Genomic DNA, 17,561 nt, shown 5'->3' with positions numbered 1-17,561 from the left:
GGGTGGGACGGGGGATTTACTGGGCGGAGGCATCTTTCACGCGCTCGGCATGGCTTTCGGCAACGCTTAGTGGTGCATCGAATCGTTGTTGTGCGCCGTAATCGTTAATTGCTGAAAAACTCAAATGCGAAGTGCCAGCTGGCAGATCTTTCAGATTGAATGAGCGAACTTCCCCTGGAACGATCATTGTCGAATCAATTACCAATTCCGCTTTTTTCCCTGCAACGACTTTCAGATCCGCCAGCGACACGTGGTAGTTGCTTTGGTTTTTTACTTTCAGCACCGACTTGCCAGCCTGAGTGACCAATTGCCATGCAAGTTGCTCCGGTGCCTTTGCGGCATCACCGGTGAGTCCGTCCGGGCGGAAGAAGACCTTGATACGCTGACGTACCGCCAATTGCAGCGTGTTGACATCGGCAGCACTGGCCTGGGGGATTTCCTGCACGTTCAGCCATACCACCGACTCCTTGTCCGCAGGCATGCCGCGGCCTTCATAAAGAATCCTCAGTAATTGCTGTTGATTGGGCTCAAGTTTGGCCAGTGGTGGAGTAACTGCGAAAGGCGGTGCGCTGCCAGCCGTGTCGCCGGCATCCAGCCACGATTGCGCCAGAATGGTTTGTCCGCCGTTGCGCACGGTGACATTCGCCTCTTTGTGCGCGCCATCGAAGATAACCCGGGTGGAGCTCAAGGAGATGCTGGCGAATGCCGAGTGCGTCATCAACACCCCGGCAAGCCCCAGGCAAAGCGGAAAGTAGCGACTTAACATAGATTTCACCGATTAATCTGGTCGGGAAGGACGAGGCACAGCGGCCCCGTCCAGGTATTGCGGGCTGCTTATTCGTATTCGAGAACGAACGGCAGAGTGGCGTTACCGGTACCGGCAGTAGCGGTGGTCTTGTCGCCGGTGGTGACGTAAGCGGCTGCGAACGACAGGGTGCCGTCACCGCCTGTGGTTGCGTCGCCAGTCAGGTTGGTCTGCACTTTGGCAGTGGCTTCGGAGCTCAGGTCGATCAACTGGCCATTGCTGTCCAGCAGTGCGATACCAACGCCTTTGGCCGCGTCTGCACCCTGCAGCTTGAGAACTTTCTTGCCATCAACCAGGCCCGAACCGCCGTTTACGGTTGGTTTGAACAGCATCGAAACCTTGGTGCCAGCGTTGCAGTTCACTTTCAGGTTGAAATCGTTGGCGGCCACACGACCGGCGCCCGGAGCAGAGTCGGTGCCCATGTCTTTGATCGACACGCTGCCCATGTCCACGGCAATCATCTTGTCGCTGCCCGAAGCGCCATCTACCGAGCAAGCGTCGTTATTGATAACGCCGGTGAAGCTGATTTGACCGCTGCCGCCCTTGACAGCTTTGGCCGCTTCTTCTTCAGCCACTGCGCCAGTGGAGGCAGCCAGTACGGAAAGAGTGAGTACTGCGAAAGCGAACTTTTTCATGTTTATATCCGAAGTTATTGTGAAGTGCTGCATTGAAATGCCAGGCCATATTAGGTGTGCGGTGGTGGCGGGTCTTTGGGATTTGTCTTAAAGCGATAAAGGTGCGAGCCAGTCAGTAATATGGCAGTGGCGTATTCATATTTGCGGTAATGGTGCAGCGAACCAAATGAGACAATTCTCAAAGTCGTGCGGTCTTTGTCTGGCTAGTATTCGCGGATGCAGAAATTCTCAGTCAACGCAAAGTTTGTGAGCGGGCGTCCTGCTTGAAAGATTATTCAAACTTTCGCTATTAACGACTGATAGAAAGAGGTTCCAGGTTTGTGAACACGCTTCGTATATTGGTCTTGGAAGATCACGCCTTTCAGCGCACGGCGGCAGTCAGTGCGCTTAATAGTCTGGGGTACAAAAATATCTTTCAGGCGGCTGACGGCAAGGATGCGCTGGCTGTGATATCCCAGGCTGGAGGCGTGGACGTTGCATTGTGTGACTTGAGCATGGCCGGGATGGATGGTTTGACGTTCTTGCGCCTGGCGAGAGAGGCCGGTTTGATTCGTGCAGTGATCATCTGCAGTTCACTGCCTGAAGACTTGTTGCGCACGGTTGACCGGATTGTCACGTTGCAGGGGCTGGAATTGCTTGGCAGTGTCGGCAAGCCTCTGATGGTCGATGTGCTGGGGCCGTTGTTGGCGCGTTATCGGCCGCACACTCCGGGCGATGCCAAAGTGGTGGAAAGTCATCTCGATCAGCCTTCGGAGAACGAAGTGCTCGAAGCGATACGCCGTCAGGAATTTCGCGCCTATTTCCAGCCCAAGTTTCATCTGCGCAGTGGTGAGGTGGATGGCGCCGAGGTGCTGGTGCGATGGCAGAGCCCCAGTCGCGGCTTGCTCTCGCCAGGCATGTTCTTGCCGACGATCGAGCGCTGCGGGCTGCTCGATGAAATGTTTTTCAGCCTGCTCACGCAAGGCTTGAGTCTGCAGCGCTTCGTCCAGTCTCACGGCAAGCCGTTCAAGCTGGCGTTCAATCTCGACGTGACGCAGATGGCCAATCCGAATCTTGTCGACCGGATCAAGGCGCTGTTGCGCATCCATGGCGCCTCGCCAGCTGGGCTCATTTTCGAGCTCACGGAAACCGGCCTGCTGCAGATGCCCGAGATCAGCATGGAAAACATGGTGCGTCTGCGCATGCTCGGCTTCAGTCTGGCAATCGATGATTTCGGTGTCGGCTATTCTTCACTTGAGCGGCTGTGCCAGATGCCGTTCAACGAAATCAAACTCGACGCCGGCTTCGTGCAGAATTTCCATCAGGCGCGCTACAGCGCGGTCATCCACGGGGCGTTGGCCCTGGCGCGGGAATTGGACATGCGCGTGGTGGCAGAGGGTATTGAAACCGCAGATCAGGTTCAGCATCTGGCGCGGCTTGGTTGTCAGTGGGGGCAGGGCTTCTTCTATGCTCGCCCGATGAATTGGGCGCATTTGGTCGACTGGCGTTTCGAGGGTCAGAAGTCATCCTGGCGCCGCGCAATAGGCACATCCGATCGTTGATGCAAGCGGCATTCTGACTTTTGGGACAAAGCCCTATTTCGTCACGCCTTTAAAACACTCATCATGTGCCGAGAAATCAATCAGATGCACCTGAATGCTTCGGTGATGCCCGGGATTTGCTGCGGTTGCCAAGTGCTGATGGTCCTCCAACACTCTTCATCATGGAGCTGTTCATGCATTGGTCAGTCGTGAATCCGTTACGCGTTGCCATCCTTGATGATCACTCGCTCATACGTCTGGCGATGAAGTCGCGGCTGACGCGCGAAGCCGAGTTCAGTGTCGTAGGTGTGTATGGCAGCAGCGCGCAGTTGCTCGCCGGATTGCGCGAAATCGACATCGACCTGCTGATACTCGATTACAAACTGCACGATGGGGAGCTGGACGGGCTCAATCTGATCCGCCTGCTGCGCAAGCAATATCCGGGCATGCGCATCCTCGTCTCTTCCTCAGAAGAGCGCCCGGCAGTGGTGAACATGGCGGTCGGGGCGGGCGTCAGTGGATTCTTCGGCAAGTCACAGTCGGTCGATGACCTGATTACTGCCATTCGCTGTGCAGCGTCCGGCCAGTTGTACCTGTCTCCCACCATGGCCTTTGAGCTTGACGTGTTGCCAGCATCGATCGAAGAACCCGCCGGTGCCAAAGACGAGAGCGCGGCGCACAGCGACGATTTCCTCAGTAATCCTCTGCTGTCACCTAAAGAGAAAGAAGTCTTGCGCTGTTGTCTCGAGGGGATGGGGGTGACGCAGATTGCCTTGAAGTTCTCGCGCAGTCGCAAAACCATCAGTGGGCAAAAACAGGCCGCTTTCAAAAAGCTTGGCATTCGTGGTGACGCAGAGCTGTTCAAGTTGCAGCACAGCCTGACAGCCGACAACCAGGGATAACACGCTTATGTTTCATCTGTTGCGCGGTGTTTTGCTAATCAGTGTGCTTTTCGTATTCAGTAGTGGTGTGTTATTGGCAGCAGAGCCGCGCACCTTGCAGGTGTTCGGTCGCTCGGACTGCAAGGAGCTGCAAGTCGATCTGGCCAATGAAGACTGGAGTTGGCTGCGGCAAAAGCGCAGCCTGATATTGGGTTCTGCGCTTCCGGATTTCCCGCCTTATGTCATGACCGCCAGCGGTACGCGCTATGAGGGGATTGCCGCCGATATCGCCTGCATTATCGGTCAGGCACTGCATGTTGAGATTACCGTCAAGGCTTACCCTGACCGGCGTGACGCCATGGCCGCACTTGAGCGCGGTGACATTGACATGTTGGGCAGTTCCAACAGTTTCGAATTGATCGATGGCCTCGTCACGCTCAGCAAACCTTATGTCGAAGACGTGCCGGCGATGTTCATGCGCGGCGATGATCGACGACCGATGCCGGCCAATCTGGCCGGTTTGCGTATTGCGGTTGCCGACGATTATCTGCCTTCCAGTCAATTACACGCGTTATACCCCAACGCCGAATTCGTGCTTTTTCCATCGAACGAGTTGGCACTGGCTGCGCTGGCTTTTGGCAAGGTCGACCTGTTTCTCGGCGATACGGTGTCGAGCAATTACCTGATCAACCTCAACTACTTCAACTATGTGCGGCTGCACTCTTTCGTCAAAACCCAAACCAGCGGTTTCAGCTTTGCCTTGCGCCGGGGCAACGACCAATTGCTGCGTCTGATCGATTCGACCCTCGAGTCGCTGGGTGATGCGAAGATTGCCGAAATTACCAAGCGCTGGTCGGGTGGCGGCGGGGCGCTGACGCCCAAACGCATTGACCTGACACCCGGCGAAGCACGTTGGCTTGAGCTGCATCCGGTCGCGCGGTTCGTGATCAATGACGATCAGGCACCGTTTGCATTCTTTGATGGTGACGGCAACTTTGGCGGGATCGGCGCTGATCTGCTCGAGCTCATCCAGCGGCGTACCGGCTTGCAGATCAATGTCGAGCGCACCGACAGCTTTTCCAGTCTGAGCACGCGTCTGCTGGATGGCAGCGCGGATATTTCTCTGCTGACACCAACGGTCTCGCGGGAAGTCGGCATGCGTTTCACTCATCCGTTCCTTGCCAGCCCCTTTGTGATCGTCACCACCAAGGACGCAGGCGCGCCTTCAAGCCTGCAGGAGCTGCGCGGCAAGCGCGTCGCAGTGCCCGAAAGTTCGGCTGAGCGTGAGCTGCTCAAGGACTACCCCGACATCGAGATCGTTGATAACGAAACAGTTCTGGGCGCCTTGGCTGACGTGAAGGACGGTCGAGCGGACGCGATGATTACCACGTTGCACAGTGCGCGCTACTACATCGCCCACATCTACAGCGACAGCTTGCGTATCTCCAACATCGTCGGCATGAACAAAGGCTTCCTCGCTTTCGCCGCGCGGCGTGCCGATACCGAACTGGTCAGCATTCTGAACAAGGCGTTGCTGAGCATTCCGCCGGATGAGCTGGACGTAATCCTCAACAGGTGGCGTCCCATTGCAGCGTTTTCGGGTTTGTCGTGGCGCGATTACAAGGCGCTGATCTACCAGATCAGCGCTGGCGCGTTCCTGATTATCCTGGGATCGCTGGCTTGGAATTTCTATATTCGCCGGCAGATCCGCGAACGCAGCCGGGCAGAGCGCTTGCTGGGCGATCAGTTGAAGTTCATGGGCGCGTTGATCAACGGCACGCCGCATCCCATCTACGTACGTGATCGTGAAGGTCGGCTTGTCACCTGCAATAATAATTATCTGCAAACATTTGGCCTGCTGGAAAAGGACGTGATCGGCAAGACCGTGCTCGAAAGCGGCAAGCGCAATCGTCAGGAGGCGTTGCAATTTCACGACGACTACCTGCGCGTCATCGAGCAGGACGAACCTTACGAGGTGGATCGCACGCTGCATGTCGGTGATACGCGGCTGATCATTTACCACTGGATCCAGCCGTATCATGACACGGCGGGTGAAGTCAGAGGCGTGATCTGCGGCTGGATCGATATCAGCGAACGCCGTGAACTGATCGAGGAGTTGCGTTCGGCGAAAGAGCTGGCTGACGAGTCGAGCCGCGCCAAAACCACCTTCCTGGCGACCATGAGCCACGAAATCCGTACGCCGATGAGCGCCGTGATCGGCATGCTCGAACTTACCCTCAAGCGTGCCGAGCAGGGACACTTCGATCGGCCGGCGATTGAAGTGGCATACGACTCGGCAAAAGGTCTGCTGGAACTGATCGGCGATATCCTCGATGTGGTACGCATCGAATCGGGCCATGTCAGCCTTTCGCCGAAACGTGCCAACCTGCGCGAATTGGTCGAATCCGTGGCGCGGGTGTTCGACGGCTTGGCCAGGCAGAAGAGTCTGGTGCTGAAGCTCGACATCGACGCCACTGTCGGCTGTGACGTATTGGTTGATCCGATGCGCTTCCAGCAGGTGCTCTCGAACCTGGTGGGCAACGCGATCAAGTTTACCGACACCGGTCATGTCAGCGTCTCGATTCGCGGCCAACGTCTCGCTGACGAACGCTTACAGGTCGACCTCAAGGTCGAGGACACCGGTATCGGCATTTCCAGCGCCGATCTGCAGAATCTGTTCCAGCCGTTTTCCCAAGCCAATCATGGTCCCTCCAGCAGAGGCGGCACCGGTCTGGGACTGGCGATCTCCCGTTCATTGTGCGAATTGATGGGCGGGCGGCTGAACATTACCAGTACGCTTGGCAAAGGCACCTGCCTGGAAGTGTCGCTGTTCTTCAATATTCTCAGCCCGCTTGGCGGCAAAGTGCTGCCTGTTTCGGTCGTTCAGGACAAACCGGTACCGACACTCAGGATTCTCGTAGTCGATGACCAGAGCGCCAACCGCCTGCTGTTGACGCAGCAGCTGAGTTTCCTTGGCCAGGCGGTGCGTGATGCCGCCGACGGTGCCCAGGCATTGGCGCTGTGGCGCTCGGAGCCGTTCGACATTGTGATCACGGACTGCAACATGCCGGTCATGAACGGCTATGAGCTGGCCCGCACCATTCGCCAGGACGAACGCGAAAGTGGTGGATCGCCGTGCATCGTACTGGGCTTCACGGCCAACGCGCAGCCGGAAGAAAAAGTGAAATGCCGGGAGGCCGGGATGGATGATTGCCTGTTCAAACCGATCAGTCTCGGCACCTTGTCGATCATGCTTGCAGGCTGGGAAAAAACTGTTGAAACCCAGCCATTTGAAAGCCCGCCTGCGGCGACTATCAAGGAGCTGGGTTCGATTCGCGAGCGTCTTGACGAGCTCACCGGAGGCGATCTCGACATGATGAAAGAACTTCTGCGCGAGGCGCTGTCGAGTTGCGAAAAGGATCTGGAGGAGTTGCATTCGCTAATACCCGAAAGCGATCCCGGGCTGTTGGCTGACCTGGCGCACCGCATCAAGGGGGCGGCGCGCATTGTTGCCGAGCATCAGGTCATTGAGGCATGTAACGAGCTTGAGGCCGAGTGCGAGGCGCCTGTTATCGATCCGCTGGACCTCAATCGCAGTGCATTGAAGCTGGAGCATGCACAGGCTGATCTGATCAAGAAAATCAAACGGATCGAGCTGTAAACGTATCGGCTCATGACCATCCGACTGGCCTTGCATTGAAGCTGACGTTAAAGATCATTTTGCAGCGGGCGATACCTTGGTTAATAACCATGGAGTTTCGCGATGATCATTCGACGTCCTTTATTGATTGCCTGCCTTTGCCTGCTCGGTTTTGACGCCGTCAGCGCAGCCCAGTCTGCGCCGGTCAGCGGAGTGATTCGCTTCAGCGGTCGAATTGTCGAGGCAAGTTGCATTGTCAGTGGCGCCAGCCATTCTTCTGTCGAGTTGCTTGATTGCCCCCAGGCAAGCACCGGGCAGATTTTTACCGTGAACAACGTCAGTGCGGCAGGGCGAGGTGAGTCGCGCCAGCAGGTGTTTGTGAAGGTGATTGCCGATACTCATGAGCAGGACGATTATTACGACCAGCGCTTGCTGCTCACGGACAACAAGGGTCACCAGATAACGAGCGGTAATTACGTAGTGACGATGACGCTGCCTTGATGGCTTGGAAAGAATGAGTCTGCGCCCCTTGTTTCAAGGTTACTGACAAAAAGGGGCGTTAATAATGAGAATTGTCTGGTTCGCACAGAACCGTCCCGCGCTTCTGGCTTGTCGCGACTCCCCTGCGTTGCAAAATCCCTCCTTCAACACTTTCTGAGCCAGACCATGCGCCGATCGCGTGGGCTGTCGTCAAGGTGTGGCTTTTTATCAGCTATCCCTGCGTTCATTTTTGAGACAAGTCTCATATCAGGCAGATTGGCCCTTGGTTATTTTCTTGAAAGGAAGAATGGAGCTGCCAAAGGTGTCCGATGTTTCTTGAAAATAACCGCAGTAGATCCTTGCGGATCCTGATCGCCGATAGCGATGTGCGCAGAGGTCAGTCAATCGAACAGCAGTTCAACAAGCTGGGCTGTCTCAGCGTCTTGAACGTTTGCACTTATCGTGACCTGAAAATACTGACGTATTACTGCCCTCAACGGTTGAGCCTGGTCGTCGTCAATGCTGAGTTGCTCAGCGAAATGGCGATGGATCCGCTCGACTTTTTCGGGGAAAACCCGCTGATTCGTCATCTGCTGATTTTCAATCCCAACGATGATCACCAGTGGTCGAAGACCTTCTTCAACCCGCATCCGCAACGCTGGATGCGCCTGGTCTCGAAAATCAATCTGCCGCGACTGGCAGATTTTCTGATGCTGGCCGACCCGGCGCTCAAGGAAATTGCGGAGCCGGCCTCGACCAACTCCACACTCTCTCCGTGCGCCAACCGCTAGCTACCGCACCTTCCCGCGTTGATCCAGGTATGCGCCGAGGCGCTATACCGCAGCGCCGCTCTGCTGCCCACTCGTTTACCCCATTGTCTTGAATACACTCTAAGGTAAGGCATCATGCTGCTTCGTAAACTCAATCTCGCGCCGCGTTCGGCGCTGTGTTTCGGCTTGTTCTGTCTCATGATTATCGCGATCGGATTGATCGCTCTGCAGCAAGTCGACTTGCTCAACAAGGCAGAAACGTACGTCGAGACGACGATCGTGCCGAGTATCAAGCTGCTCGGCCAACTCGATCGAGAGTTCGTCGAAATCAAGGGCAACAACGCTCGCTTGCGCAATCCCATTGAAACGAGTGAGCGCAAAGCGCAGGCCCTGATTGACATCCAGCAGTCGCGTCAGATGATCAAAAATCATCAGCGTGCGCTCATTGACCTGCTGGCGACTGACGCCGGGCGCGAGGCGTTCGAGGAGTTTGCCAAAGCACAGAAGGTCAACGATCAGGCGCAGGACCAATACCTTGAAACAGTGGCGAACGGGCAGCTTGAAGCGGCCATTGCGCTGTCCAGGAATCAGATGCGTGCGGCGTCGGATGGCGTACAGGTCGCGCTCAAGAAGTTGATTGCTCTCAACGAGATAGAAGCTTATGAGGCGGGCAAGCAGGCCGACAATGTCTATGAGCACACGCTGTTGATCGTCAGTGTGTTCATTCTCATCGCGATCGGTGCTTCGTTGGCCCTGGCCGTGTTGTATACCCGCAGCCTGACGGTACCCATTGCAGGCTCGCTAAGGGTGGCGGAATGCATCGCCGCCAATGATCTGAGCGAAACCATTGCGCTGGATGGCTCCGATGAGGCGGCGCAAATGCTGTCGTCATTGGCGGCGATGCAAACCAGTCTGCGAGATGCCTTGATCATGATCCGTGATTCGTCCACGCAGTTGGCCGAGACCTCGGAGGTCATGCACGGCGTCACTGAAGATATCTCGCGTATCACTCAACGTCAGAGCCATGAAATCGAAATGGCCGCCACCGCCGTCACTGAAATGAGTGCAGCGGTGGAGCAGGTTGCAGACAACGCCGCATCGACCTCGCAGCTGACGTCGGAATCAAGTGCGGCAGCCATTGCCGGTCGAAGTCAGGTCAGCGACACGGTAGCCGCAATCAACCTGATGGTGTCCAGCGTGCACAGCACCTCGGCTGAGGTGCAGGCGCTATCGACCATGGCGAGCGATATCAGCAGCGTGCTGGACGTTATCCGAGAGGTTGCCGAACAAACCAATCTGCTTGCCTTGAACGCAGCGATCGAAGCAGCGCGGGCGGGGGAGGCGGGTCGCGGTTTTGCCGTGGTTGCCGATGAGGTGAGAGGGCTGGCGCAGCGTACTCAGAAGTCGACCGAGGACATCGAGTCCATGGTCAGCTCCATTCAGTCGGGCACCAGCCGCGCAGTTTCCTCCATGAGCCACACCCGCGCTCAGGCCGAGAGAACGCTCGAAATGGCCAATATCGCCGGCGAAGTGCTGACCGACATCACTGGCTCGCTGAATCTCATCAACGAGCGAAACCTGCTGATGGCAACCGCTGCAGAAGAGCAGGCTCAGGTTGCGCGTGAAGTGGATCGCAGCCTGATCAGCATTCGCGACCTTTCGTGTGAAACCGCTGAGGGATCGAAACAGACCGCAGTCGCATCGGCGGAGCTGTCGCAATTGGCTGCGTCGCTGAACAAATTGACCAAGGAATTCAAACTTTAATCAGTAAACGTAAAGCCCTGGCTACCAGGGCTTTTTGATCAGCGCTCGATCGGCGCAGCAAAGTCTTGCGCATGGGGTGCAGAGTCAGTTTGTGCTGGCGATGCGGTTTGTGCTGTCAACTGCTCAATGCAGCTGGCGAGTTGTTTTTCATAGCTTTCAAGTACCGCTTCGGCTTCAGCTTCGCGCTCATCACGCAGGCGGAAGAAATCGTCGCGATTGAGTTGGTCCGCAACAAGTCGGATGTTTTGCTCGATGATCGCGCACAGTGAATCTTCATCCTCTAACGCCGCGCTGGTCAGGGCTGCCTGTCGATTGTTTTCGAGTTCGGTTTTTGCGTGCTCAGCGGCCTTCGCCTGTTCCTTTGCGCTAAGCAGGTCGGTTTCCAAAACCTGTTTCTGTTCCGCCAGGCGCTTCAGTTCTGCGCTCATCGACTGGATTGCATCGGCGCGTTGGGTGAGTTGGACCTCCTGTTGTTGCACCACAGCCTTCAGTGGAAACAGTTCATTGAGTTGGTAGCCGGCGACCACAGTCATGGCGATCAGTGCCAGCGCAAGAATGGTCAGGCAGTAGATGGCGGCGTTGCTCTGGGGTTTTGAGCTATTGAGGGTATCGAGGGCTCTCACGGAATCGTTTCTCCTATCAAGAGTAGACAGTGTAATAACCTCGATTCGCTGGGCCTTTAAGACGAGTCTTAAATTGTGCTCTATTTGCGTATGTCGATAACGGCTAACATTTGTTAACGAATTCGCAGAAGGCTTCTTGTTTAAACCGACTATCTAAAGTTTCTTGTGGGTCCATGAGAATTGTCTTGTTTGCGAATAAATAAACCTTTTGCTCAAGCTCCTTTTTTTCATTATCGTCTGCTGCCGCTTTGGTGGCGTTTACTGCTGATAGTTCACGCAATCGTCCGCCATTCAAATGTTTGCAAACACGGCGAGTTCAGAGAGATTGCTATGAAGTTTTCCCATGTTTTAATTGTCGGTTTTTTGTATTTACTGCCATTTAACGCAATGGCTGCAGTTTGCGAATTTTATCCCGACCATTCCAAGGGCAGTGTCAGGGTGGTTCTTCCAGCCACGATCTCGGTGCCTCGTGACACGCCCAACGGCACGGTTATCTATGAAAGCCCGATCGTGACCCTGGGCGCCATACCCAGCTCATTCAGGTGCTCTGCGGTACACAACGAAGGTGTACGCAATACTGTCGGCGCTACTCAGCCGGGCGCGGAGATTTTTCCTATCGGAAATACCGGAATCGGCTGGCAATGGGTCCGACCGCCATCGGGGAAAGCGTGGAAAGGCTTTCCAGGAACTACCGACACTGCTGGCGGTTGGGGTTGGAATGGTTCTGAGCACATCTTGCGTTTTGTAAAGACGGGAACTATTTCCGGCAGTGCGACGATACCCTCAGGCCAACTTGGGACCTTCGTCGCTGCAGAAATCGAGCCTCTGGCAATGAATACAAATGGCACGCGGATCGTCTCGCAGTCTTGTGAAACACCTGATGTGAAAGTGGATATGGGCAGCTACACCATGAGCGATTTTTTGCAGAACGGTGACTATGCCAAGGAGAAATACTTCTTTCTTGATATGAAAAACTGTCCTCCCGGAATCAATAACTTCAGGTACTCCTTTTCGCCCACTGCGGGCAGCCCTGCATGGAGCGCTGATACCGGCGTGGTACACCTCAACAGTAATTCCACTGCCAAAGGGCTGGCATTGCAAATGCGCTTCAGTGACAGGACGATACTCAAGCTGAACCAGAATTACATAATGAAAGCGCCAACATCGAGCGGCGGTAATGCATCCGTTTCCTTGCAAGCCCGCTTCGTGCGCATCGAGCCTTCCAATGCGCAAATGCGAGCGGGCGATGCCAATGCCGAAATTGCCTTTGTCGTCGAGTATCTATGAGCCCAACAGCCTCTTTACCTCAGCCACAATCACCACAATATCAAACGGCTTGGGCACTACCACATCAAACAGATCGGAGCGCTGCATGCCGATGTGCGCTTGCGCGCCACTCATGAGAATGATCGGCAAGTGTTTGACGGACGGCTGGGCACGCACGGCTTCGGCGAATTCGAGGCCGTCCATGACCGGCATCATGAAGTCAGTGATGACCAGGGCTGGACGTTCTCTTTCCAGCACTTCGAGAGCCTTCTTGCCATTGCTCGCGGTCACAGTCATGAAGCCCTCATCCTCTAGCGCAAAGCCAAGAATGTCAGCAATCAGATACTCGTCGTCGACTACCAGGATGGTGGTCATGTTATTTCAACCCGCTTGCAGACTTACGAAATTGAACCAGGCAATGACTCAGCTGTGACTGAAGGTTCATTTTTCAAAGCCTTTTCCAGGAACACATCTTGATCACGGATAACCACCTCGAACCGCGACGGGTTGTAGGAGCTATCACGTATCTTGAGAATGGAAAGCGTCCTGTGAAGTTCAGCGTGATTCTCAAAGAAACGCATGAGCATCAGGTTGTCGACAATACTGGACAGGTCGGAGTTCGGTGCGCTGACCTCGGAGCCGAACAAATCGCGCATTTCCCATGAGGCGAACACCGTAACGCCTCTGGATCGCAGCTCATTCATCAGCGCGCTGAAAAAGTCGGTGATGCGTTCCGGTGTGGTTGAAACCCGAGTCATGCCGCTGAGGCTGTCGATGAACAGGCGCTTGATGCCTTTTTCATCGACCAGGCTCAGCAGGCGTGCGCCGAGGCCGTCCAGCAAGCCTTCGGTAGTTGGCTGCCAGGCAATGCTCAGCGCACCGCTGTGTTCCATGTGTTCGATATCAATACCCAGCGAACGGCCTTTCAGCCGCAGCCGCTGCGGGCTTTCATAGAAGCCGAAGTGCAGGCCCGGCGATTCGGCCGTCGACTGCGCGATGAACTTCAGACCCAGCGTGGTCTTGCCGATCCCGGAAGGCCCCATGACCAGCGTCACACTGGAGCTGTGCAAGCCACCCCCGAGGATGTCATCCAGTGAAGCAATGCCGCTTGGGATGCGCGTCATGTCCGCGCTGTCCGGGGCGGAAGGGCGCTTGTAGAGACTTTCGAGGCGCGGGTAGACGACCAGGCCGTTATCGGTGATTTCGCATTCGTGAAGACCAGTCAACGCGCCGCTGCCGCGAGTCTTGCGTAAATGAATGCGCCGTACCGAACGGGTACCGAACAGCTCTTCGCCCATTTCGATGACGCCGTCGACCATCGTATGCTCGGGGCTGCCGTCGTCCAGGCGCGAGCTGGTCAGGAACAGCACGGTGCAACCGGCAAATGCGGCATGGCCTTGCAGTTCAGAGATGAATTTTTTCGTGTCGATCGGCGAGTCGGCTTTGGAGCGTGCATTGAGCAGGCCGTCGACGACCATGACGGTCGCCTTCTGCCGGGTGATTTCGCGTCGCAGCAGCTTCACGACTTCATCGAGGCCTTCGTTTTCCAGCGTATCGAATGCGCTGACAAACTGAATTTCGGCGCCGACTCGCGATGCGTCGAAAAAACTCATGGTCGACAGGAACTGGAACAGGCGGTCGTGGGACTCGGCCAGCAACGTGGCGACCAGCACACGACCGCCATTACGGGCATGGTGAAACCCTAGCTGGTTGGCAAGGATGGTCTTGCCGGAGCCCGGGCGCCCTTGAATGATGTATGAAGCGCCGGCGACAAAGCCCCCCTGAAGCAGCGCGTCGAGCCCTTCGATCCCGCTTTGAAGGCGTTTTAGCTTTTCCACAATGCGACCCTGATCTGAATAAACAGGCTTGTTCAGCCGAATGAGTGAAATGCTAACGCCATTTCCGGTTGAGGGCCATAAAGGCTGGGGAAAAGCAGCGTTTTTGCAATGTGAACCTGGCACGTGACTGCTCGGGATCAGGTGGTAGTGACAAGCCCGGCACAGGAAGATTCGATTTTTCGAAACCCGGAAGCCGATTACATCCATAGGCGCTGCTGCGGACCATGAGGGTAGCGCTTGCCACTTTGCTTTCATGAAATCGTCACAAAACTGCTGCAGAGTTCGGGAGCCCGTAATCACTAGGTGTCATTTAATGAAAAGTTTGATGAAGTCTGCTGCGCTCGCCATTGCGGTATCTGTTTGTGCCACCTCGGCCTCCTTTGCAGCAGAAAATGTTCGCCTGACGGGGTCCGGAGCAAGTTTCCCGGCGCCGATCTATCTGACCTGGTTCAAGGATTTCAGCAAGAAATCCGATGGCGTCACTGTCGATTATCAATCCAAGGGCAGTGGCGCGGGCGTACAGGACTTCTTGAACAAAACCGTGGATTTCGCTGCCAGTGACTCGGCAATGAAAGACGAAGATATCGCCAAGGTCGCCGAAGGCGTGCAGTTGCTGCCGATGACTGCCGGGGAAATCGTGCTGGCCTACAACCTGCCGGGCAATCCCAAGGGTCTGAAGCTGCCACGCGACGTCTATTCCAACATTTTCCTGGGCAAGATCACGCGCTGGAACGATCCGCAGATCGTCGCTGCCAACCCGGACCTGAAACTGTCCGATACGCCGATCACGGTTGTCGTGCGTGCAGATTCCAGTGGTACGACCGCGGTATTCACCAAGCACCTGGCAACCGTCAACGCCGAGTTCAAGCAGGCGCTGGGTGAGGGCAACACCGTCAACTGGCCGGCCAGTGACAAGTTCATCAAATCGCCGAAAAACGATGGCGTAACGGCTACCGTGCGCCAGACTCCAGGTGCGATTGGTTACATCGAATATGGCTTCGCCAAACTGGCCAAGGTCGACTTCGCCCAGTTGCAGAACAAGGCTGGCAATTACGTCGTGCCAAACGCCGAAAGCGGTGCCGAGGCCCTGGCGGCGGTGAAGATGCCAGAAAACCTGGTGGCCTGGCTGCCTGATCCGGACGGTGCCAAGTCCTATCCGATCACCTCTTATACCTGGATGATTTTCCGCAAGGACAATGGCAACCCGGCCAAGGCCAAGGCCATGCGTGAAATGGTCGAATACAGCCTGACCGAGGGGCAGAAGATTGCCGATTCGATGGGTTACATCCCGTTGCCACAATCGGTCGTCGAACAGGTTCGCAAAGCGTCCGCCAACATTCAGTAACGCCGTGAGGTCTCTCTCGGCGTGTGCGTCTGCGCCACGCCGGGAGAGTTTTCCCCCTGTTCCGGACTTAGCCCATGAACAAACCTTTTGTCGTACCGGTTAATCCCGACTCTGCCTGCCAGCCACCTTCGACGAAGGATTTCCTGGTTGATCGCACCTTCCGCGCGCTGGCGCGCATCGGTGTGGTACTGATTCTGGCGCTGGTATTTGCACTGGTGTTCGAAGTCGGACGCAAGGCACTTCCCGGTATGGAGAAGCACGGCTTCGATGTGCTTCTGGGCAGCGTGTGGGACGTCAACCAGGGCAAATACGGCATTCTGCCAGCCATCTGGGGCACGCTCTACAGCGCCTTCATCGCGTTGCTGATTGCCGGTGTTTTTGGTGTGAGCATGGCGATTTTCCTGACCCAGGATTTCCTGCCGACCAAGCTCGCTGCGCTGTTTCGCACCATCGTCGAACTGCTCGCGGCCATCCCCAGCGTGGTCTATGGCCTGTGGGGGATCTATGTGGTGATCCCGGCGATTCGGCCGCTGACGACCTGGTTGAACAGCGAGCTGGGCTGGATACCCTTTTTCGGCACGTCCCTGAGCGGTCCGGGCCTGCTGCCCGCAGCGCTGGTGCTCGCGATCATGATTCTGCCGACCATTGCCGCCGTGTCGCAGGACGCGCTGACGGCTGTGCCGATGAAAACCAAACAGGCCGCGTACGGCATGGGCACAACCCATTGGGAAGCGATTCTCAAAGTGATGGTGCCTTCGGCCGCCACCGGCATTTTCGGCTCTCTGGTGCTGGGCCTGGGGCGCGCGCTGGGTGAAACGATGGCGCTGGCCATGCTGGTCGGCAATGCCAACAACATTTCCCTCTCGCTGTTTGCACCGGCCAACACGCTTGCCGCTCTGCTGGCGCTGAACTTCCCCGAAGCCGGGCCGAACGAGATCGAGGTGTTGATGTATGCCGCGCTCGTGCTGATGTTGATTACGCTCATCGTCAACATTTTCGGCTCGATGATCATGATGTACGCCCAACGGGGTAACAAGTGATGACTGATCTGACCGCAGCAACAGACCTGACGGCGCCAACCGGTGCGATGCCCAGCTTGCAACGCAGGTTCGAAGGCCGCGCGCTGCGCAGCCTGATCCTGACCACCCTGGTCTGGGCAGGTGCTTTGCTGGCCAGCGTACCGCTGATTTCCGTGCTCTACATGCTGATCACCCGCGGTGGCGCGCGTCTGAACGTGGAAGTCTTCACCGAACTGCCGCCGACCGGCTTCGAGATGGGTGGCGGTTTCGGCAATGCGATGGCGGGTACCTTTGTGATGGTCGGTATCGCGGCAGCGATCGCGGTGCCGGTCGGAATCATGGCGGCGATCTTCCTGGCTGAGCTGGGGCCGGACAGCAAGCTGGGCAACGCCGCGCGTTTTGCCGCCAAGATGCTTACGGGCCTGCCATCAATCCTGGCAGGTGTATTTGCCTACGCCTTGGTAGTGATGACCACCGGCACGTATTCGGCACCGGCAGGTGGCGTGGCGCTCGCCGTCCTGATGCTGCCTATCGTGGTGCTGACCGCCGAAGAGTCGATGCGGATGGTGCCCAAGATCATGAAAGATGCTGCTTATGGCATGGGCTGCACTCGCTCGCAGGTCATCTGGAAAATCATCTTGCCGACCGGCATGCCGGCAATCCTGACTGGCGTGATGCTCGCCGTGGCGCGTGCCGCAGGCGAGACGGCACCGCTGTTGTTTACCGCGCTGTTCAGCAACTACTGGATCTACCACCAGGGCAATCTCGATGTCATGAATCCGACTGCCTCATTGGCGGTGCTGATCTACAACTTCTCCGGCATGCCTTTCGATAACCAGCTCGAGCTCGCATGGGCGGCCTCGTTGGTGCTGGTGATGATCGTGCTGTTCGTGAACATCATCAGCCGGATTTTCGGCAAGCCCAAGTATTAAGAACGGGAGCATCTGATTTTGAACGTATCCACTGCGCAAATTG

15 protein-coding genes are annotated in these 17,561 nt (G+C 56.3%); 10 read left to right on the top strand and 5 right to left on the bottom strand.

Going from position 1 to position 17,561, the window contains the following annotated elements; genetic code table 11:
* Nucleotides 1–16 precede the first annotated feature (16 nt).
* Together D8U60_RS02175 and D8U60_RS02170 are read right to left on the bottom strand one after the other, a co-directional pair.
* Nucleotides 17–766: a molecular chaperone gene (locus D8U60_RS02175; RefSeq protein ID WP_130899379.1), complete on the bottom strand. Its 750-nt coding sequence runs from the start codon at nucleotides 764–766 to the stop codon at nucleotides 17–19.
* A 68-nt stretch (nucleotides 767–834) separates the two neighbouring features.
* Nucleotides 835–1,440 (bottom strand): fimbrial protein, encoded by a 606-nt coding sequence (locus tag D8U60_RS02170; protein WP_130899378.1) that lies wholly within the window; start codon nucleotides 1,438–1,440, stop codon nucleotides 835–837.
* Between the two features lie 320 nt (nucleotides 1,441–1,760).
* On the opposite strand from D8U60_RS02170, the gene D8U60_RS02160 reads away from it, so the two are divergent.
* The 6 genes from D8U60_RS02160 (at nucleotide 1,761) to D8U60_RS02135 (ending at nucleotide 10,495) form a co-directional block, all read left to right on the top strand.
* Nucleotides 1,761–2,981, top strand: coding sequence for an EAL domain-containing response regulator (locus tag D8U60_RS02160; RefSeq protein WP_024012832.1), 1,221 nt, complete (start codon nucleotides 1,761–1,763; stop codon nucleotides 2,979–2,981).
* 173 nt (nucleotides 2,982–3,154) lie between these two features.
* A complete protein-coding gene (locus D8U60_RS02155) occupies nucleotides 3,155–3,862 on the top strand; it encodes a response regulator transcription factor (RefSeq protein ID WP_016774579.1) in 708 nt (235 codons plus the stop codon).
* Nucleotides 3,863–3,929: 67 nt separating this feature from the next.
* A complete protein-coding gene (locus tag D8U60_RS02150) occupies nucleotides 3,930–7,502 on the top strand; it encodes a transporter substrate-binding domain-containing protein (RefSeq protein WP_225914369.1) in 3,573 nt (1,190 codons plus the stop codon).
* Nucleotides 7,503–7,604: 102 nt separating this feature from the next.
* Nucleotides 7,605–7,982 carry a type 1 fimbrial protein gene (locus D8U60_RS02145; protein WP_130899376.1) on the top strand — a complete coding sequence of 126 codons (378 nt, stop codon included), beginning with the start codon at nucleotides 7,605–7,607 and terminating at the stop codon, nucleotides 7,980–7,982.
* Between the two features lie 308 nt (nucleotides 7,983–8,290).
* A complete protein-coding gene (locus D8U60_RS02140) occupies nucleotides 8,291–8,752 on the top strand; it encodes a hypothetical protein (protein ID WP_073474637.1) in 462 nt (153 codons plus the stop codon).
* Nucleotides 8,753–8,866: 114 nt separating this feature from the next.
* On the top strand, nucleotides 8,867–10,495 hold the full coding sequence (locus D8U60_RS02135; RefSeq protein WP_073474635.1) for a methyl-accepting chemotaxis protein: 1,629 nt from the start codon (nucleotides 8,867–8,869) through the stop codon (nucleotides 10,493–10,495).
* A 38-nt stretch (nucleotides 10,496–10,533) separates the two neighbouring features.
* On the opposite strand, the gene D8U60_RS02130 is transcribed toward D8U60_RS02135, so the two are convergent.
* On the bottom strand, nucleotides 10,534–11,118 hold the full coding sequence (locus D8U60_RS02130; RefSeq protein ID WP_016774583.1) for a hypothetical protein: 585 nt from the start codon (nucleotides 11,116–11,118) through the stop codon (nucleotides 10,534–10,536).
* A 330-nt stretch (nucleotides 11,119–11,448) separates the two neighbouring features.
* On the opposite strand from D8U60_RS02130, the gene D8U60_RS02125 reads away from it, so the two are divergent.
* Nucleotides 11,449–12,405 carry a fimbrial protein gene (locus D8U60_RS02125; protein ID WP_130899375.1) on the top strand — a complete coding sequence of 319 codons (957 nt, stop codon included), beginning with the start codon at nucleotides 11,449–11,451 and terminating at the stop codon, nucleotides 12,403–12,405.
* Here the strand turns inward: D8U60_RS02125 and D8U60_RS02120 are convergent.
* Together D8U60_RS02120 and D8U60_RS02115 are read right to left on the bottom strand one after the other, a co-directional pair.
* The gene (locus tag D8U60_RS02120) at nucleotides 12,400–12,759 is read right to left on the bottom strand and encodes a response regulator (RefSeq protein ID WP_130899374.1); all 360 of its coding nucleotides are present in this window, start codon (nucleotides 12,757–12,759) and stop codon (nucleotides 12,400–12,402) included. The two genes, D8U60_RS02125 and D8U60_RS02120, sit on opposite strands and share 6 nt — an antisense overlap.
* A 23-nt stretch (nucleotides 12,760–12,782) precedes the next feature.
* Nucleotides 12,783–14,222, bottom strand: a complete 1,440-nt coding sequence (locus tag D8U60_RS02115; protein ID WP_130899380.1) for an ATPase domain-containing protein — start codon at nucleotides 14,220–14,222, stop codon at nucleotides 12,783–12,785.
* Nucleotides 14,223–14,535: 313 nt separating this feature from the next.
* On the opposite strand from D8U60_RS02115, the gene pstS reads away from it, so the two are divergent.
* From pstS to pstA, 3 genes are all read left to right on the top strand, one after another.
* Nucleotides 14,536–15,567 carry a phosphate ABC transporter substrate-binding protein PstS gene (gene pstS, locus D8U60_RS02110; protein WP_122610441.1) on the top strand — a complete coding sequence of 344 codons (1,032 nt, stop codon included), beginning with the start codon at nucleotides 14,536–14,538 and terminating at the stop codon, nucleotides 15,565–15,567.
* A gap of 74 nt (nucleotides 15,568–15,641) precedes the next feature.
* On the top strand, nucleotides 15,642–16,607 hold the full coding sequence (gene pstC / locus D8U60_RS02105) for a phosphate ABC transporter permease subunit PstC (protein ID WP_024012838.1): 966 nt from the start codon (nucleotides 15,642–15,644) through the stop codon (nucleotides 16,605–16,607).
* On the top strand, nucleotides 16,607–17,518 hold the full coding sequence (pstA, locus tag D8U60_RS02100) for a phosphate ABC transporter permease PstA (RefSeq protein ID WP_130899373.1): 912 nt from the start codon (nucleotides 16,607–16,609) through the stop codon (nucleotides 17,516–17,518). The genes pstC and pstA overlap by 1 nt, the downstream gene beginning before the upstream one ends.
* The last annotated feature ends 43 nt before the right edge of the window (nucleotides 17,519–17,561 follow it).

Source organism: Pseudomonas sp. Sample_11 (assembly GCF_004307505.1).
GTDB classification, from domain to species: domain Bacteria; phylum Pseudomonadota; class Gammaproteobacteria; order Pseudomonadales; family Pseudomonadaceae; genus Aquipseudomonas; species Aquipseudomonas atacamensis.
The sequence above is the reverse complement of the archived record's forward strand: the minus strand, read 5'-3'. Positions and strand labels throughout refer to the sequence as shown.